Genomic DNA, 15,013 nt, shown 5'->3' with positions numbered 1-15,013 from the left:
GTCAGACCGTCTCGGCGACGTCGAGGATCTTGGTGATGCGGACGGCGTAGTCCTGGTCGACGACGACGACCTCGCCGTGCGCGATGAGTCGGCCGTTCAGCAGCACGTCGGCGGGCGCACCGGCGGAGCGGTCGAGCTCTACGACCGCGCCGGGCTCCATGCCGAGGACGTCGCGGACGGACATCCGGGTCCGGCCGATCTCGACGGTCAGCGTCATCTCGACGTTGTTGATCCGGCCGAGGTTCCCCGCGGGGATGCCGAGGGCGGGCGCCTGGGTCGTGGCACCGACGACGCCGTTCTCGCGGATGCGCACGGCGAACCAGCCGCCGGGCACGCCGCCCGCGGTGAGCTCGAACACGACGGTGTCGGGGTCGGCGAAGAGCGAGGCGGCCGACTCACGGCGGGCCTCGCCGAGGACGCCGACGCCGAGGACCGACGACGCGGCCTCGAGCGACGGGCGGAGCACGTCGGTGACGTCGACCAGGCCGTGGTCCGTGCCGCCGGCGGCCGTGATGCCGTCGAGGTCGGTGAGGACCAGCGCGAGGTCCGCGGAGAGCTCGCCGACGTACGACGCGACCACGCCGTCGACCGCGGCCTGCATGCCGGCGGGGGTCGCGCCTCCCGGCAGGACCGATGCGTGCAGCGGGACCGTCGTCGGGAGCTGACCGACGAGTGCCTCGGCGGCGCCGGTGTGGAGGGTGGTGGTGGCGGTCATGCGGGCTGCTCCGATGTGGTGGTGACGACGATGCCGGCGAGGCGCGAGCCGTTCGAGCCGACGGCGGCGGTGCCGACGGGCTCGCCGTCGACCGCGATGGTGAGGGGACGGTGCTGCGGGTGCGGCAGCGGCAGGACGTCGCCGACGGCGAGCCGCAGCACCTGCGACGGCAGCACGGTGGCGGGCGCGAAGTGCAGGGCGACGCCGACGGGGACGCCGGCGAGCTGCACGTCGAGGAGTGCGCGGGCGTCGGCGGACGACACCGTCGCCGCGGCCTCGCCGAGCTGCGGCAGGACGGCCTCGGCGGGCAGGGCCAGCGTGCCGGGGGCGACGCGCTCCCCCACGCGGATGTCGAACGAGGCGACGATCATCAGGTCGCCCTTCTGCGCGGCCTGGGCGAACTGGCTGTTGTACTGGAAGCCGCTCACGCCGACGTCCTGCGCGAGCAGGCCGCCGAACGAGTAGCGGAGGTCGTCGAGGGCGTCCTCGACGAGCTTGCGGACCAGGGCCTGCTCGATCGGCGTGAAGGTGCGGTCGGGGGCGGGCAGCGGGCGCGAGGCACCGAGCGCGTGCGACACCCAGGTCAGGGCGGCGTCGAGCGGGACCTGCAGCACGCCCTTCGGCGCGGTGTCCACGATCGGCAGCAGCGCCATGCCGGTCAGTGCGGGCAGGGACGCGGCGTACTCGTCGTACGTCATCATCTGGACCTGCTCGCACGTGACCTGGCTCACGACGCGGACCTTCGCGGTCAGCTGCGTGCCCCACTGTCGGGCGAACGTCTCGAAGGCGAGCTCGAGGACCCGGGCGTGCTCGCGGGCGAGCGTCGAGGGGCGCGCGAAGTCGTACACCTCGGGCGCGGGCAGGGTCTCGGTCACGGAGGCGTCTATCGGCCGCCTGAGTGTCCTCCGTCAGTGCTGTACCCCGTAGTGGGGCGGCGGGTGCTCAGTGGCCGGCATCGCTCCCGGTGTCGCCGTGGGTGTCGGCCGCGGCGGTGTCCTTGGTCGTCGTCGTGGTCTTCGTCGTCGTGGTCTTCGTCGTCGGGGCGGCGGCGGCACCGGTGCCGCCGGTCCCGCGGGCGTGGTCCTGCGCCGCGGCCAGCGCCGGCATCAGCGAGCTGACGTCCTGGTCCTGGTTCGACAGCACCACGATGTCGACCCGGCGGTTCAGGGCGAGGTCCGCGTCGGTCTCCCCCTTGGACAGCGGGCGGCTCGACCCGAACCCGACGCTCTGCACGTGGTCGCCCGGCATCCCGCCGCGCTCGACCAGGTCCCGCAGCACCCCGGTCGCCCTGGCCGAGCTGAGCTCCCAGTTCGTGGCGTACGGGGCGGTCGAGTTCCGCTGGTCGGCGTGCCCCTCGATGCTGACGTCGTGCCCGGCGGTCTTCAGCACCGGGGCGATGGCGTCCATGATCGTCTTCGCCTGCCCGGAGAGGTCCGCGCTGTTCGTGCCGAAGTACGTCTCGCTGCCGACCAGGCGCACGATGAGCCCGCGGGCGTCGACGGTGAACGTGACGTTGGCGGTCTGACCGGCCTTGTCGAGGTTGCCCGTGATCGCCTTCTGGATGGCCTTGAGGTCGTCGAGCTCCTGCTCCGCCGCAGCGAGGTCCTTCTTCGTCGCGGTGACGGGTACCACGGTCGAGGCCGGGTCGACGTTCGTGTCCTTCGCGCCGGACGCGGCCGTCGAGTGGTCCGCCTGGGCCTTGTCCGTGGAGTAGCCGGAGCCGTCCTCGACCTGGTCCTTCGTCACGACGGTGCCGCTCGCGGTGTCGACCTTCTGCGACTTCACCTCGCCGAAGCCCGTCGCCAGGGAGTTCTTCAGGGCGATGTACTTCTCCTGGTCGACCGTCGACATCGCGAAGAGCACCAGGAACATGCACATCAGCACGGTGATCATGTCCATGTAGGACGCCATCCACCGCTCGTCGGGGTGCTCGGCGTCGTCGTGACCGCCCTTCTTCCGACCACGCCCGCGGCCACGGGGGTTCGCGCTCATCGTCAGGCCGCCAGCTGCTGGTCGTCGGCCGTCGCGCCCTTGGCCGCCTTGCCCTTGCCGCCGGTCTCGTTGCGGGCGGCGGGCGGGACCATGGCCTTCAGGCGCTCCCCGAGCAGGCGTGGCTGGCTGCCGGCCTGCACCGCGAGCAGCCCCTCCATCAGGAGGGTCTGCCGGTCGGACTCGAGCTGCGCGAGCTTGCGGAGCTTGCCGCCGATGGGCAGCCACATGAAGTTCGCGGTGAGCAGGCCCCAGAGCGTCGCCACGAAGGCGCTCGCGATGAGGGGGCCGAGCTCGTCCGGCTTGCCGAGGTTGGCGAGCACGTGGGTCAGCGACACGACGGTGCCGATGATGCCGACGGTCGGGGCGAACCCGCCGAGGCCCATGAAGAACGAACTCGCGCTGCGCATCGGGGCGGCGTTCGACTCGATCTCGTCCTCGAGCAGGATCCGGAGCTCGTCGCCGTCGGTGCCGTCGGCGATGTTCTGCAGCGCCTTCTTCATGAACGGGTCGTCGTGCTTGTCGGCCTCCTGCTCGAGCGCCAGCAGGCCGTTCGAGCGGGCGACCTCGGCCAGACCCACGACGTCCTCGATGACGGACGCCGGCGGGGTGACCTTACCGGTGAAGGCCTTGGGCGCGGCCTTGAAGCTCGCGATGGCGTCCTTCAGCGTGGTGCTCGCGATGCCGGCGCCGATGGTGGCGCCGAACACGAGCATGATCGGCGCGGGGAGGAACAGCCCGCCGAGCTCGACGTGCTCCATCTCGATCATGCCGAAGAGGGCGCCGAAGGCGAGGAGGATGCCGACGATCGTCGCGATGTCCATGTCAGCGACCCCCGTCCTGCGTCCGGGCTGCTGCGTGCAGGGCGGGCGCCGCGTGCAGGGCGGCGACGGGAGCGAGCGTCGGCTGCGGCCCGGTGACGGTGCGCGGCTCGGTGCCGTAGGCCATGGTGACGATGCGGGCGCGGTACGCGGCGATCCGCTCGATGACCTCAGCCATGGACTCGCGGACGATGTACTTCGCGCCGTCGACCATGATGAGGGTCGTGTCCGGCGTCTCCTGGATGCGCTCCACGAGGTCGGGGTTGACAGCGAAGCCGCTGCCGTTGAGTCGTGTGACGACGATCATGGGGTCCGTCCCTGGGGTGTCTCACCTGCCACCGTCCGTGGGGCAGGTCGTCCGACCACCCGTCCGTGGGTGGTCAGTGCGCTCTATCGGCCGTCGCCGTGTCCCCGTTAGTGCCCACAGACGGGAGGCTCGTTGCGGGAGCGTGGGGAGCCTCCCGTCCGGCAGTTCCCGGGTGGGTGCATCCGGACAGGCACTCCGGGCGGTAGTGGTGGTGGGTGTCGATGACGACGCCCACCCGACCCGGCCCTGAGGGCCGACCTGGAGGCACACCATGCGCAAGAACCTCGTGACCGGCATCGGCGCCGGCGCACTGCTCGCGGCGTTCGCGATCGCGGTCCCCGCGACCGCGGCGACCGCTGCACCTGGCGACGCCACGCTCAGCGTCCTGCACGCCGTCCCCGACACCACGGTCGACGTCTGGCTCGACGGCGCCCGGGCGATCGACGACTTCACGCCCGGCACCATGGCCGGACCGATGTCCGTCGCCGCCGGAGCCCACACGCTCGCGATCACGGCGAGCGACGCCACCGACGACTCGAAGCCGATCATCGGCCCGGCCGACGTGTCGTTCGCCGCCGGCAGCAACTCCACCGCGGTGGCCCACCTGAAGGCAGACGGCACCCCGACGGCGACCGTGTTCACGAACGACACCTCCGCGGTCCCCGCCGGGCAGGGCCGTCTCGTCGTGCGGCACGTCGCAGCGGCACCCGCCGTGGACGTCCTCGCCGGCGGGAAGGCCGTCGTGTCGAACCTGTCGAACCCGGACGAGCAGGCGCTGGTGCTGCCCGCCGGCACCGTGTCCGCCACGGTCGCGGCGACCGGGACGACCGCTCCGGTCATCGGCCCGGCCGACGTCGCCGTCACCGCGGGTTCCGACACGATCGTGTACGCGTGGGGCAGCCTGGAGGACAAGAACCTCATGCTCGCCACGCAGACGATCAGCGGCCTCGGCGGTGACCCGAACGGCGTGCCGGCCGGCAACGCCGGACTCGTCGCGACCAACAGCACGGAGACCGCCCCGCTCGTGATCGGCGGCGCTGGCGTCGTCCTCGCCGGCCTGGCGCTCCTGGTCCTCCGACGTCGCGCCAGCGCCGTCCGAGCCGCACGGCGCTGACCGTGCACCACCGGGTCGGGGCGGCGGTGGCGGTCCCCCTCGCCGCCACCGTCGCCCTGGCCTGCCTGACCGGGTGCTCGTCGGCGGACCGTGTCCCCGGCGGGCGCCCGCTCTCGGGGGACGGTGCGTCGTCCGCTCCGGCCGTGCCCGTCGCGCCGACGCCGGCGCCGTCGGCGTTCTCGACCGCCGTGCCCCTGCGCGACGCGGCGCTCCCGACCGAGGTGCCGGCCGTGGTCGCCCCCGTGCGTGTCGCCGTCCCGAGCCTCGGCATCGACCAGGCCGTGCGACCGGAGGGCGTCGACCCCACCGGCGCGATGGCCCTCCCCCCGGACCCGGCCGTCGCCGGCTGGTGGCGCTTCGGCTCGACCCCGGCCTCCGCGGTGGGCTCCACCGTCCTCGCCGCCCACGTGGACGCGGTCGGGTACGGGATCGGCCCGTTCGCACACCTCGTGGACGTGCCGGTCGGCACGCGGGTCACCGTCACGAGCGCGGACGGCACCACGATGCGGTACGCCGTCGCCACGGTCGACCTGCTCGCGAAGACCGGCGTCCCCTGGGCGAGCGTGTTCGACCACGACGGACCCCGGCGTCTCGTGCTCGTCACCTGCGGCGGCACGTTCGACACCGCCACGCACCACTACCGCAGCAACCTCGTCGTGACCGCGACGCCGCTGTGACCGATCCCCGACTCCCCACCACGACCCGGCCGCGCGCCCTACCATCGGGGCAGGGGTCCCGAGCGGCCCCCGGAAGGCACCACGACGACGTGACGACCAACCAGCCCGACGAGAGCGACCTCGCCGACGCCTTCGGCAGCGGTGACGAGCGCGTCCTCCGGGCGGTCTACGAGCGGTGGTCGTCCCTCGTGTACACGCTCGCACTGCGCTCGCTCACCGACGTCGCGGCGGCCGAGGACGTCACCCAGCAGGTGTTCGTCCGGGCCTGGCGAGGGCGGCACACGTACCGTCCCGACACGGCCCCGCTCGGCGCCTGGCTGGTCGGCATCACCCGGAACTGCGTCGCCGACGCGCTGGCCGAACGGGCACGGCAAGAACGGCTCGCCCACGCCGTCGCCGACGAGGAACGGAGCGCTCCCGCCGAGGACCCGCACGACGGGATGGCGGAACGCGTGCTCGTCGCCGGGGAGCTCGACCGGCTCGAGGACGTGCCCCGCACGGTGATGCGACTGGCGTTCTTCGAGGAACTCAGCCACCGTGAGATCGCGGAACGGCTCGGGCTGCCGCTCGGCACCGTCAAGAGCCACATCCGTCGAAGTCTGGCTCGGCTCCGAACACGTCTGGAGGTGATCGAATGAACCACATCGACGAGGAGACCCTCGCGCTGCTCGCCATCGGCGACGACGCGCCCTCCGGTGCGGCCGCCGAGCACCTCGCGGCGTGCCCGGCCTGCCGCGCCGAGCTGGCCGACCTGCGGCACGTGGTGACCGTGGCGAAGTCCGCGCAGGACGTCGAGCTCGCGCAGCCGTCCGCCCGGGTGTGGGACCGGATCGCGACGGACCTCGGGTTCGACGACCGGTCGGCCGTGCCGGCAGCGGAGCTCGCGCCTGCGGCTGCGGTGGCTGCTGCGCCTGCTGCTGCTCCTCCTGCTGCTGCTGCTGAGCACCTGGTGCCGCGTCGCCGGTCCCGGGTGCGTCGGCGCACCGCGCTGCTCCTCGCCGCGGCGGCGGCCGTCGTGGGACTCGTGCTCGGCCTCGGCGGTGGCTGGTACCTGTTCACCGGTGGCCCGGGCAGCGGCGACACGGTGGTGTCCCGCACGGCGCTCGACCCGCTGCCCGGCTGGTCCGGTGTCCGCGGGTCCGCCGAGCTCGAGCGGGACGGGGACGGTCGACTCAGCCTGGTCGTCGACCTCGACCACCGGGCGGCCGACGGCGCAGCACCCCTCCGCGAGGTGTGGATGATGCGCTCCGACCTCAGCGGGCTGGTCAGCGTCGGGTTCCTCGACGGCGACACCGGCCGGTTCGTGGTGCCGTCGGGCGTCGACCCGTCCCGGTACCCCGTCGTGGACGTCTCCGCCGAGTCCGACGACGGTGACCCCACGCATTCGGGCGACTCCGTCGTGCGAGGCACCCTCCACAAGCGGGCCTGACGCCCGGGTTCGGACGCGTGGGCTCGGCCGCGCGTGCGCCGACGCGCGGGCGCGGTGCGCACCTCGCACCGTGCGCGCTCGCTCGGCTGGTGCGAGGTCGCGCACTCCGTGCGGCCCTGTCCCCGCGCACGGGGTGCCCAACCTCGCACCACGTGCGACGAGCCACCGCCGACAGGTCCACGCAAGGGGGGACGGGCCGTCACCCGACCGGGTGAACCGACCCGGTCCTCCCGGCCGTTGCCCAGGCCGACCACAGCACCAGCGCAGGTCGGGAGCGCTCCATCGAGGCATGGCCAGATCCCTGCTGACCGTCCCCCTGTCCCTCACCGTCGTCGCCGCCGCGCTCGCGTGGATCGTGCTCGGTCCGGCCGCCGCGCTCGCGTTCGTGGCGCTCGCGCTGCTCGAGATCGCGATGGCGGCCGACTCCTCCGTGCCGATGGCCGGCATCGCCGGGCGCCTGCACTCCCCCGCCAGGCGATTGTTCCTGTCGCTCGGGATCGTGGCCGGCGTCCTCGCGATGCGGCTCATGCTGCCGCCCGTCGCGGTCGTCGTGGGTTCCGCCGAGGACCCGACCGCCACCGTCGGCGAGGCCGTCTTCGCCCCTGGCGCCTTCGCCGCCCACCTGCAGGAGGTCCGGCCCGCCCTCGCCGCCTTCGGCGCCGCGTTCATCTGGCTGGTGTTCGCGGAGTACCTGTTCAACACGGACCGCGCGTCGCGACGGTCCTGGCTCGGCCGCCTGGAGGCTCGACTCGCCGCCGTCGCGCGCCCTCGCGTCTGGTCGCTGGTCACCGCCACGGCCGGGGTCGCGCTGACGAGCGTCCTGGTCGCCTCCGCCGCCGCGTGGCAGTCGTCCGAGGTCGTGCCGGTGGTCCTCGGCGGCGTGCTGGGCATCGGCGCGTACCTCGGGTCGAAGCGGCTCGCCGGGTGGGCGCTGCACGGGGGTGCGGCTGTCGGTCGTCGGGCTGCCGGTGGTCCGGCTGCCGGGACTCACACTGACTCGGTCGGGACCGGGCGCGGGGCGTGGCGCATCCACGTGTACGCGTCGACCGTGGTGTTCGAGCGCGGGCTCGTCGTGTTCATGCTGTTCGAGATCCTCGACGGCGTGTACTCGCTGTCGGGCTCCGGCGTGCTCGGCGCGGACGGGCTCAGCGCGCTCGAGCAGGCCGCCGTCGGTGCTGCGGCGATCGGCATCGGGGCGCTGTTCCTGGCGCGGTTGACCTCGCGCCTGGACGAGGCCGCCGGGCTGAAGCGGCTGCGCTACCTCAAGGCCGGTGCGGCGTACGTGCTCGGCGTGCTGGCGGTGCTGCTGTGGACGAGTCTGCTCGTGCCGATCCCCGGCGTGCTCGTGGGGTGGTTCGGCACGGTCGTGATCGGCCTGGCGCTGGCGTCGTCCCTGCCCTGGCGGGCGTGGGTGCGGCGCGCGGGGCTCCGCCCGGCGCGGGGGTGAGGCGGGGCGGGGCCGCGCCCGCGCCGGCGCCCGCGCGTCGCACCGTGCGCGCTTCCCCGGCTGGTGCGAGGTTGACCACTTGGTGCCGGGCCGTTGCGCCGCACGGGGTGGCCAACCTCGCACCGGGCGCCGCGCACGCGCGTGACGCATGCGTGCCGCGCCCGCGCCCGCACATCGCACCGTGCGCGCTTCCCCGGCTGGTGCTAGGTTGACCACTCCCTGCTGGACCATTTCGCCGCACGGGGTGGCCAACCTCGCACCGAGCGCCGGCGCCGCGCACGCGTGAGCGGCGCCTACTCCCGCTCGCCCTGCCGGAGCAGCCGGGTCTCCTCGGCGTCGTACTCGGCACGGACCTGGCGCAGCACGAGGTCGTCGATGTCGCCGTCGTCGCGCATCTTGATCACCCGCGCCGACTTCAGCCGCACGAGCGCGAGTTCGAGCTCCACCGCGGCACCGCGCTGTTGCAGCAGCGGGTGGTCGTCGTCGTCACTCTGCTCGGCGCGCACGAGGGCGAGGTGGCCCTCGTACTCCTCGCGGACACGCTGCACGACCTCGTCGTCGGCGCCAGCGCGCTTGGCCAGCCGCGGCAGGGCGTCGAGCGCCTCCTCGATCGCCATGCGCTCGGCACGGCGACGTTCCTCGACCACCTCGCCGCTGCCGTCGAAGTCCGCCCACCGCACCACTGCGGGGAGCACGAGCGACTGCGCGACGATCGTCACGACGACGACGCCGGCGACCACGAAGACGATGAGGTCACGGTCGGGGAACGCCCCGCCGCTCTCGACCATGCGCGGCACGGCGACGGCGGCAGCCAGTGAGACGGCCCCACGGAAGCCGGTGAAGCCGCTCACCACACGGTCGCGGTGTCCCTCGCGCGGACCCCCGCCGGTGCGCAGGGTCACGAGCCGGATGGTGCCCCACGACAGGTTGAGGAACGCGAACCGGAGCACGACGACCGCGAGCGACACCAGCCCGATCATGCCGAGTCCGACCAGGAGCTCGCGCGGCTGGAGCTCACGGATGGCGATCATGGCCTCGATCCCGACGAGCACGAACAGGGCGCCGTTGAGCAGGAACGTCGCGAAGGACCAGAACGAGCGCACCTGCTGTCGGGTCTCGGCGCGGTCGAGCTTCGGTGCGACCTGGCTGACGACGAGCCCGGCCACGACGACGGCGAGCACGCCGGAGGCCCCGATCGCCTCGGCCGCGAGGAACGCCACGAACGGCACGAGCAACGTCAGGAGGTTCTCGAGGATCACCGCCGACAGCCGGCGCAGCACGAGCATCCCGAGCCAGGACACCAGCAGCCCAGCCGCGATGCCCCCGACGTACGAGAGCAGCAGCATGCCGGAGACGTTCCAGACGGTGAGCGTCTGCTCCCCGGCCGTGACGGCCACCGCGATGCCGTAGATCACGAGCGTCGTGCCGTCGTTCACCAGGCTCTCCGCACGGAGCACCGTCGTGTTCCGCCGGGGCAATGACCGCGTCAGTGCACCCACGGCGGTCGCGTCGGTCGGGGCGACGGCGGCACCGAGCACCCACGCCGGACCCCACGGCATCCCGAGCAGGTGCAGCAGCGCGGCGACCCCGCCCGCGGTCAGCACGACGAGCAACGTCCCCATGAGCAGGATGCCGCGGAAGTTCGCGCGGATTTCCCGCAGCGAGATCGTCAGGCTCTCCCAGTACAGCAGCGCGGGGAGGAACAGCAGCAGGACCGCGTCCGCCGGCAGCTCCAGCTTCCCGAAGACGGGGATGAAGGCGATGCCGGCGCCGAAGGCGAGCAGCAGGACGGGCGGCGCGACCCGCAGGCGTCCGGAGATCGCCGTGGCGACGGCGATCGCCGTGGCGAGCACGACGACGAGTTCTGGTGCGATGAGTTCCATGGGTGACACAGCCTGACATGGCGTCGATGTGGGCGGTGCCGGGAAGTGCGCACCTGTGGAGAGTCAGCGCAACGAGGTGCCCTGTGCATTCCGTCCCGGACGCGCTCACCGCGTCGACCTGCCAGAGTGGGGGCGTGGGAACCGCAACGGCGCCGCTGCCGACCCGACGTCATCGCCTGGCACTGTTCGCGACGTCCACCACGACCGGATTCGGCATCGCGTCGTGGATCACCCGCACGCCGGCCGTCCGCGACGACCTCGGCGCCTCGCTCGAGGCCATGGGCCTGGTCCTCTTCGGCCTCTCGGTCGGCTCGATGATCGGGATCCTCGGGGCGGGCGCCCTGATCCGCCGTGTCGGGACCCGACCGCTCGTGCTGCTCGGCGGCGCGTTGCCCGTGCTCGGCGTGCTGCTGGTCGGGCTCGCGGCACCGGCGCAGCTGCCAGCCGGGGTGTGGATCGGCCTGTTCCTCGTCGGGTTCGGTGCGGGGGTCGCCGAGATCGGTCTGAACGTCGAGGCCGCCGCCGTCGAACGGGTCATCGAGCGCCCGGTCGTGCCGGTCCTGCACGCGTGCTTCAGCCTCGGCACCGTCGCCGGCGGACTCGTCGGCATCGCGATGACCGCGGCCCGGGTGCCCGTCGTGGTACACCTGCCCGTGGCCGCCGTCGTGATGGCCGCGCTCGCCCTCGTCGCCGCGCTCAACCTCCGCCCGATGCCCCGTCCCGACCCGGACGCGGCTGCCGCTGCCGACCTCGACGCGGCTGCCGAGCCCGGCGTCCCCGGTGCAACGGCCGCGACCGCCACCGCCCGGCGACGCTCGGTGATCACCGTCCAGCTGCTGCTCCTCGCCGTCATCACCCTCGCGATGGCCTTCGCCGAGGGTGCTGCGAGCGACTGGCTCCCCCTCCTCATGACGAGCGACCACGACGCCCCCGAGGTCCTCGGATCGCTCGTCTTCACCGGCTTCTCCGTCGCGATGCTCATCGGCCGCTCCGCCGGGACACCCCTCGTCACCCGGTTCGGACGGGCGACGGTCGTCCGGACGTGCGCGGTCGTCGGAGCCGTCGGCGTGGTGGCCGTCGTGCTCTCGCCGTCCCCGATCGTGACCGCCGCAGCCGCTGCCGTGTGGGGCCTCGGCATCGCGCTCGGGTTCCCGCTCGCCGTCTCGGCCGCCGGCGACCACCCCACCGACGGCGACCGCCGGGTGTCCGTCGTCGCGACCGCCGGCTACGTCGCGTTCCTGGTCGGCCCGCCGGCGCTCGGCTTCCTCGGGGAGCACCTCGGACTGCGGGTCGCGATGCTCGTCCCCCTGGCGCTCCTCGTGGTCGCCGTCGTCATCGCATCTGCCGCCGGTCGTCAGACGACCACACCGCGCACCACCTGAGCCGCCGCGCCGCCGGAGTCTCCCCCACAAACCGGTGTCTCACCCAGACGCCGGTGTCGCCCGCAGACGCCGGTGTGTTGGTGAAACACCGCCGGGTTCTCGAGACGCCGCCGAAAACTGCGGCGTCTCGGCCCTCGCACGGCGTCTCGCGTTGACGCCGGTGTCTCGCGGCACATCTCCCAGACACCGGTGTCTTGGCGAAACACCGCTGGGTTCTCGAGACGCCGCCGAAAACTGCGGCGTCTCGGCCCTCGCACGGCGTCTCGCGTTGACGCCGGTGTCTCGCGGCGGGACCTCGTCCAGACGCCGGCGTTCCGGCGCTGCACCCGCCGCGACGCGGCCAGCAGACGGACGGGAGGCCCGGTGCCAGCTGGCACCGGGCCTCCTGGCCGTGGTCAGGCAGTGTGCGCCGGGGGCGACCTCGCCCACCGGGCGACCCACGAGCGGACGTCCCGCCGCGGCTGGCGCACCAGCCGCACCGGCCACAGGAGTCGGCCGTCGGCCGGACGGCCCCGGCCGGGCAGGACCACCGTGGTCGTCGTCAGGACCAGCCCGCGGACCACGTCCGCGAACAGCGCTTCGACGACCACGGCCTCCGCGTCGTGGACCGCTGCGTCCGGCGTCTCCACCGAGGCAACGAGTTCCACCGCAGTGCCCTCCGTGTCGGTCAGCCGGCGAGGGCCTGCTGGTCGGTCGGGGCGCCGCTCGAGATCGCGATCTTCCGGGGCTTGGCCTTCGGCGTGACCGGGATGACGAGGGAGAGCACGCCGTTGTCGTAGTGCGCGGAGATCGCATCGGAGTCGACGCCCTCGCCGAGGCTGAACTGCCGCAGGTACGAGCCGTGCGGGCGCTCCTGCAGCAGCCAGCCGTTGCCGGACCGCTCCGGGGCGCTGCGCTCGGCGCGGATCGTGAGGAGCTGGCCGTCCACGTTGACGTCGACCGAACCGGGGTCGATGCCGGGCAGGTCGGCGTTGAGGACGTACCGGTCGCCGTCGCGGTGCAGGTCGACGGGCATCGGCTTGAGGCTCTGACGCCCGCCGAGCAGCGCCCCGGTGAGACGGTCCAGTTCGGTGAAAGGATCGAACGTCATGGTCATGTGAGAGTCCCCTTTCGGTGTCGTGGTGTCGTGGTGTCCGGCCTTGGAGGCCGGATCTGCCGTCATCGTAGGACTGCTCCGGACTGTGTTCCTCAGGGCTCGCTTCGAGGTCGCTGCGTGGTTGCTCGGAGGCCGGACCCCCGTTCGAGCTGCAGCTCGTCGGTGCGCTCGACCAAACGTCGGTGAGCAGGACTCCGTTCTCGGCGGTGACGAATCCGGGTCGGGAACCTCGGGTCGAGACGTCCGGATCCGTCATCGCGGAGAACGGGAACAGCGCCGCTCAGGCGTCGCTACGTCGCTCGAACGTCAGGTGCACCACGCCGGACGGGGACGGGGTGGTGGTGACCTCGAAGCGCTCCTCCATGCCTTCCAGCCCGTCCCAGAGCCGCTCGCCACGACCGAGCACGATCGGCACGACCACCACGTGCAGGTGGTCGACCAGGTCGGCCTGCAGGAACTCGCGGACGGTCTGCACGCCGCCCCCGATCCGGACGTCGGTCCCGGGGGCCGCTGCTCGGGCCGTCGCCAGCGCCTCGGCCGGCGACGCGTCGACGAAGTGGAACGTCGTCCCACCGCTCATCGTGATCGGCGGACGCGGGTGGTGGGTCAGCACGATGACCGGCGTGTGGAACGGCGGTTCGTCGCCCCACCAGCCCGTCCAGTCGTCGTCGGTCCACGGCCCGCGCTGGGGTCCGAACTTGTTGCGGCCCATGACCTCGACGCCGATGCCCGGTCCCCAGGCGCTGGCGAACTCGTCGTCCAGCCCGGTGTCGCCGCCGGGGGCGCTCACCATCGCGCGGAAGGTCGAGGTGCCGGTGAACCAGTCGGTGAGCCGCCCGTCGGCGTGCCCGAAGGGGTGGTCGAGCGACTGGTCCGCTCCGGCGCCGAAGCCGTCGAGCGAGACGGCGAAGTTGTGCACCCGGACCCGTGACGTGCTCACGACGCCTCGTGGGGGTACGCGGCGGCGCGACCCTGGAACGCGAGGATCGCCTCGTTGCGGACCTGCCCGTCCTCGATCTCGACCGCACGGCGGACCGGCTCGCACTCCTGCCAGGCCGAGCGGCCCTCCATCACCGGTCGGAGGAACGGCAACAGCGCCTCGCTGATCTCCCACGTCGCCGAGTTCCACAGCAGCGACGGGCTGTGGTCGACGGCGTAGTAGTTGGTCCACTCCCCCACGGTCACGAGCGGCTCGTCGAAGGACGTCGCACGGGCCCAGTCGAAGCCCATTCCCGGGTCGATGGAGACGTCGATGACGAGGCTGCCGGGACGGAAGGCCCCGAGGTCGACCTCGCGCAGGTACGTCAGGGGCGCGTTCGGGTCCTGCAGCGTGCAGTTCACGACGATGTCGTGGTCGGCGAGGTACGGCGCGAGTGCGACGGGCCCGTCCGGGGTGTCGACCGTGCTGGCGTAGGGCGCGTCCGGGTCGTGCTCGAAGTGCAGCATGTCCACGGACGGGATCGGCGACCCCACCGCGGCGATGTCCCGGTTCGTCAGGACGCGCACGTCGTGCACCCCGTGGGCGTTCAGCGCGGTGACGGCGCCGCGGGCCGTGGCCCCGAAGCCGATCACCACGGCGGAGAGCCGACGGCCGTAGTCCCCCGTCGACCCGCAGAGTTGCATCGCGTGGATGACCGAGCAGTACCCGGCGAGCTCGTTGTTCTTGTGGAAGACGTGCAGCCCGAAGCCGCCGTCCGCGCGCCAGTGGTTCATCGACTCCCAGGCGATGAGCGTCAGGCGCTTGTCGATGGCGGACTGGGTCAGCGCCCGGTCCTGCACGCAGTGCGGCCACCCCCAGAGCACCTGGCCGTCGCGCAGGTCCTCGAGGTCGGCGGCGAGGGGCTTCGGGAGCAGGACGACGTCGGCGGCGGCGATCACCTCGGCGCGGTCGGCCATCGCGCCGACGAGGGGTTCGATCTGGTCGTCCGGCACGCCGAACCGCAGCCCGTAGCCGCGCTCCAGCACCATCGCGGCGCGCAGGTCGGGGTCGATCCGGGCGATGTGCGCCGGGTGGACGGGGAGTCGCCACTCGTCGGCCTTGGCGGAGTGCGCCAGGACGCCGAGGCGGAGCAGCGGCGTTGCGGTTCCTTCAGTGGTCATGGGGCGACACTACGGGGCACGCCGATCGGCCGATCACACATCAGATCTCATAC

16 protein-coding genes are annotated in these 15,013 nt (G+C 72.9%); 6 read left to right on the top strand and 10 right to left on the bottom strand.

What is annotated here, in order from left to right; translation table 11 throughout:
• Position 1: 1 nt before the first annotated feature.
• From fliN to OXR63_RS08720, 5 genes are all read right to left on the bottom strand, one after another.
• On the bottom strand, positions 2 to 715 hold the full coding sequence (gene fliN / locus OXR63_RS08740; RefSeq protein WP_267422012.1) for a flagellar motor switch protein FliN: 714 nt from the start codon (positions 713 to 715) through the stop codon (positions 2 to 4).
• The gene (locus tag OXR63_RS08735) at positions 712 to 1,590 is read right to left on the bottom strand and encodes a flagellar motor switch protein FliM (protein ID WP_267422010.1); all 879 of its coding nucleotides are present in this window, start codon (positions 1,588 to 1,590) and stop codon (positions 712 to 714) included. The genes fliN and OXR63_RS08735 overlap by 4 nt, the downstream gene beginning before the upstream one ends.
• Before the next feature lie 67 nt (positions 1,591 to 1,657).
• Positions 1,658 to 2,707 carry an OmpA/MotB family protein gene (locus OXR63_RS08730; protein WP_267422007.1) on the bottom strand — a complete coding sequence of 350 codons (1,050 nt, stop codon included), beginning with the start codon at positions 2,705 to 2,707 and terminating at the stop codon, positions 1,658 to 1,660.
• Positions 2,708 to 2,709: 2 nt separating this feature from the next.
• The gene (locus OXR63_RS08725) at positions 2,710 to 3,528 is read right to left on the bottom strand and encodes a motility protein A (protein ID WP_267422006.1); all 819 of its coding nucleotides are present in this window, start codon (positions 3,526 to 3,528) and stop codon (positions 2,710 to 2,712) included.
• Position 3,529: 1 nt separating this feature from the next.
• Positions 3,530 to 3,832, bottom strand: a complete 303-nt coding sequence (locus OXR63_RS08720) for a flagellar FlbD family protein (RefSeq protein ID WP_194625765.1) — start codon at positions 3,830 to 3,832, stop codon at positions 3,530 to 3,532.
• Between the two features lie 271 nt (positions 3,833 to 4,103).
• On the opposite strand from OXR63_RS08720, the gene OXR63_RS08715 reads away from it, so the two are divergent.
• From OXR63_RS08715 to OXR63_RS08695, 5 genes are all read left to right on the top strand, one after another.
• Positions 4,104 to 4,946, top strand: coding sequence for a DUF4397 domain-containing protein (locus OXR63_RS08715; protein ID WP_267422002.1), 843 nt, complete (start codon positions 4,104 to 4,106; stop codon positions 4,944 to 4,946).
• 26 nt (positions 4,947 to 4,972) lie between these two features.
• Positions 4,973 to 5,623, top strand: a complete 651-nt coding sequence (locus tag OXR63_RS08710) for a class F sortase (protein ID WP_267422000.1) — start codon at positions 4,973 to 4,975, stop codon at positions 5,621 to 5,623.
• Between the two features lie 89 nt (positions 5,624 to 5,712).
• Positions 5,713 to 6,261, top strand: a complete 549-nt coding sequence (locus tag OXR63_RS08705; RefSeq protein WP_267421998.1) for an RNA polymerase sigma factor — start codon at positions 5,713 to 5,715, stop codon at positions 6,259 to 6,261.
• Positions 6,258 to 7,052, top strand: coding sequence for an anti-sigma factor (locus OXR63_RS08700; RefSeq protein ID WP_267421996.1), 795 nt, complete (start codon positions 6,258 to 6,260; stop codon positions 7,050 to 7,052). Before OXR63_RS08705 ends, OXR63_RS08700 begins: the two co-directional genes overlap by 4 nt.
• A gap of 289 nt (positions 7,053 to 7,341) precedes the next feature.
• Complete coding sequence (locus OXR63_RS08695) at positions 7,342 to 8,499, top strand: DUF475 domain-containing protein (protein WP_267421994.1); 1,158 nt, start codon at positions 7,342 to 7,344, stop codon at positions 8,497 to 8,499.
• A 293-nt stretch (positions 8,500 to 8,792) separates the two neighbouring features.
• Here the strand turns inward: OXR63_RS08695 and OXR63_RS08690 are convergent, their stop codons facing one another.
• The gene (locus tag OXR63_RS08690) at positions 8,793 to 10,382 is read right to left on the bottom strand and encodes a Na+/H+ antiporter (protein ID WP_267421992.1); all 1,590 of its coding nucleotides are present in this window, start codon (positions 10,380 to 10,382) and stop codon (positions 8,793 to 8,795) included.
• 134 nt (positions 10,383 to 10,516) lie between these two features.
• Between OXR63_RS08690 and OXR63_RS08685 the strand changes: the two genes are divergently transcribed.
• Positions 10,517 to 11,764, top strand: a complete 1,248-nt coding sequence (locus OXR63_RS08685) for an MFS transporter (protein ID WP_267421990.1) — start codon at positions 10,517 to 10,519, stop codon at positions 11,762 to 11,764.
• A gap of 395 nt (positions 11,765 to 12,159) precedes the next feature.
• Here the strand turns inward: OXR63_RS08685 and OXR63_RS08680 are convergent, their stop codons facing one another.
• From OXR63_RS08680 to OXR63_RS08665, 4 genes are all read right to left on the bottom strand, one after another.
• The gene (locus OXR63_RS08680) at positions 12,160 to 12,411 is read right to left on the bottom strand and encodes a hypothetical protein (RefSeq protein ID WP_267421988.1); all 252 of its coding nucleotides are present in this window, start codon (positions 12,409 to 12,411) and stop codon (positions 12,160 to 12,162) included.
• 20 nt (positions 12,412 to 12,431) lie between these two features.
• Complete coding sequence (locus OXR63_RS08675; protein ID WP_267421986.1) at positions 12,432 to 12,860, bottom strand: Hsp20/alpha crystallin family protein; 429 nt, start codon at positions 12,858 to 12,860, stop codon at positions 12,432 to 12,434.
• Positions 12,861 to 13,140: 280 nt separating this feature from the next.
• Positions 13,141 to 13,800, bottom strand: a complete 660-nt coding sequence (locus OXR63_RS08670; RefSeq protein WP_267421985.1) for a dihydrofolate reductase family protein — start codon at positions 13,798 to 13,800, stop codon at positions 13,141 to 13,143.
• Positions 13,797 to 14,960 carry a N(5)-(carboxyethyl)ornithine synthase gene (locus OXR63_RS08665; protein WP_267421982.1) on the bottom strand — a complete coding sequence of 388 codons (1,164 nt, stop codon included), beginning with the start codon at positions 14,958 to 14,960 and terminating at the stop codon, positions 13,797 to 13,799. Before OXR63_RS08665 ends, OXR63_RS08670 begins: the two co-directional genes overlap by 4 nt.
• Between the last annotated feature and the right edge of the window lie 53 nt (positions 14,961 to 15,013).

Origin of the sequence: Curtobacterium sp. GC_Cur_3 (assembly GCF_026544205.1) — a bacterium.
GTDB lineage: Bacteria > Actinomycetota > Actinomycetes > Actinomycetales > Microbacteriaceae > Curtobacterium.
Note: the sequence above shows the minus strand (reverse complement) of the source record. Positions and strands in the feature narration are given on the sequence as shown.

Excerpts from the sequence above, each read along its gene's own strand:
- fliN (WP_267422012.1), bottom strand. The coding sequence starts at position 715 with ATGACCGCCACCACCACCCTCCACACCGGCGCCGCCGAGGCACTCGTC.
- OXR63_RS08730 (WP_267422007.1), bottom strand. The coding sequence starts at position 2,707 with ATGAGCGCGAACCCCCGTGGCCGCGGGCGTGGTCGGAAGAAGGGCGGT.
- OXR63_RS08725 (WP_267422006.1), bottom strand. The coding sequence starts at position 3,528 with ATGGACATCGCGACGATCGTCGGCATCCTCCTCGCCTTCGGCGCCCTC.
- OXR63_RS08720 (WP_194625765.1), bottom strand. The coding sequence starts at position 3,832 with ATGATCGTCGTCACACGACTCAACGGCAGCGGCTTCGCTGTCAACCCC.
- OXR63_RS08715 (WP_267422002.1), top strand. The coding sequence starts at position 4,104 with ATGCGCAAGAACCTCGTGACCGGCATCGGCGCCGGCGCACTGCTCGCG.
- OXR63_RS08700 (WP_267421996.1), top strand. The coding sequence starts at position 6,258 with ATGAACCACATCGACGAGGAGACCCTCGCGCTGCTCGCCATCGGCGAC.
- OXR63_RS08695 (WP_267421994.1), top strand. The coding sequence starts at position 7,342 with ATGGCCAGATCCCTGCTGACCGTCCCCCTGTCCCTCACCGTCGTCGCC.
- OXR63_RS08690 (WP_267421992.1), bottom strand. The coding sequence starts at position 10,382 with ATGGAACTCATCGCACCAGAACTCGTCGTCGTGCTCGCCACGGCGATC.
- OXR63_RS08675 (WP_267421986.1), bottom strand. The coding sequence starts at position 12,860 with ATGACCATGACGTTCGATCCTTTCACCGAACTGGACCGTCTCACCGGG.
- OXR63_RS08665 (WP_267421982.1), bottom strand. The coding sequence starts at position 14,960 with ATGACCACTGAAGGAACCGCAACGCCGCTGCTCCGCCTCGGCGTCCTG.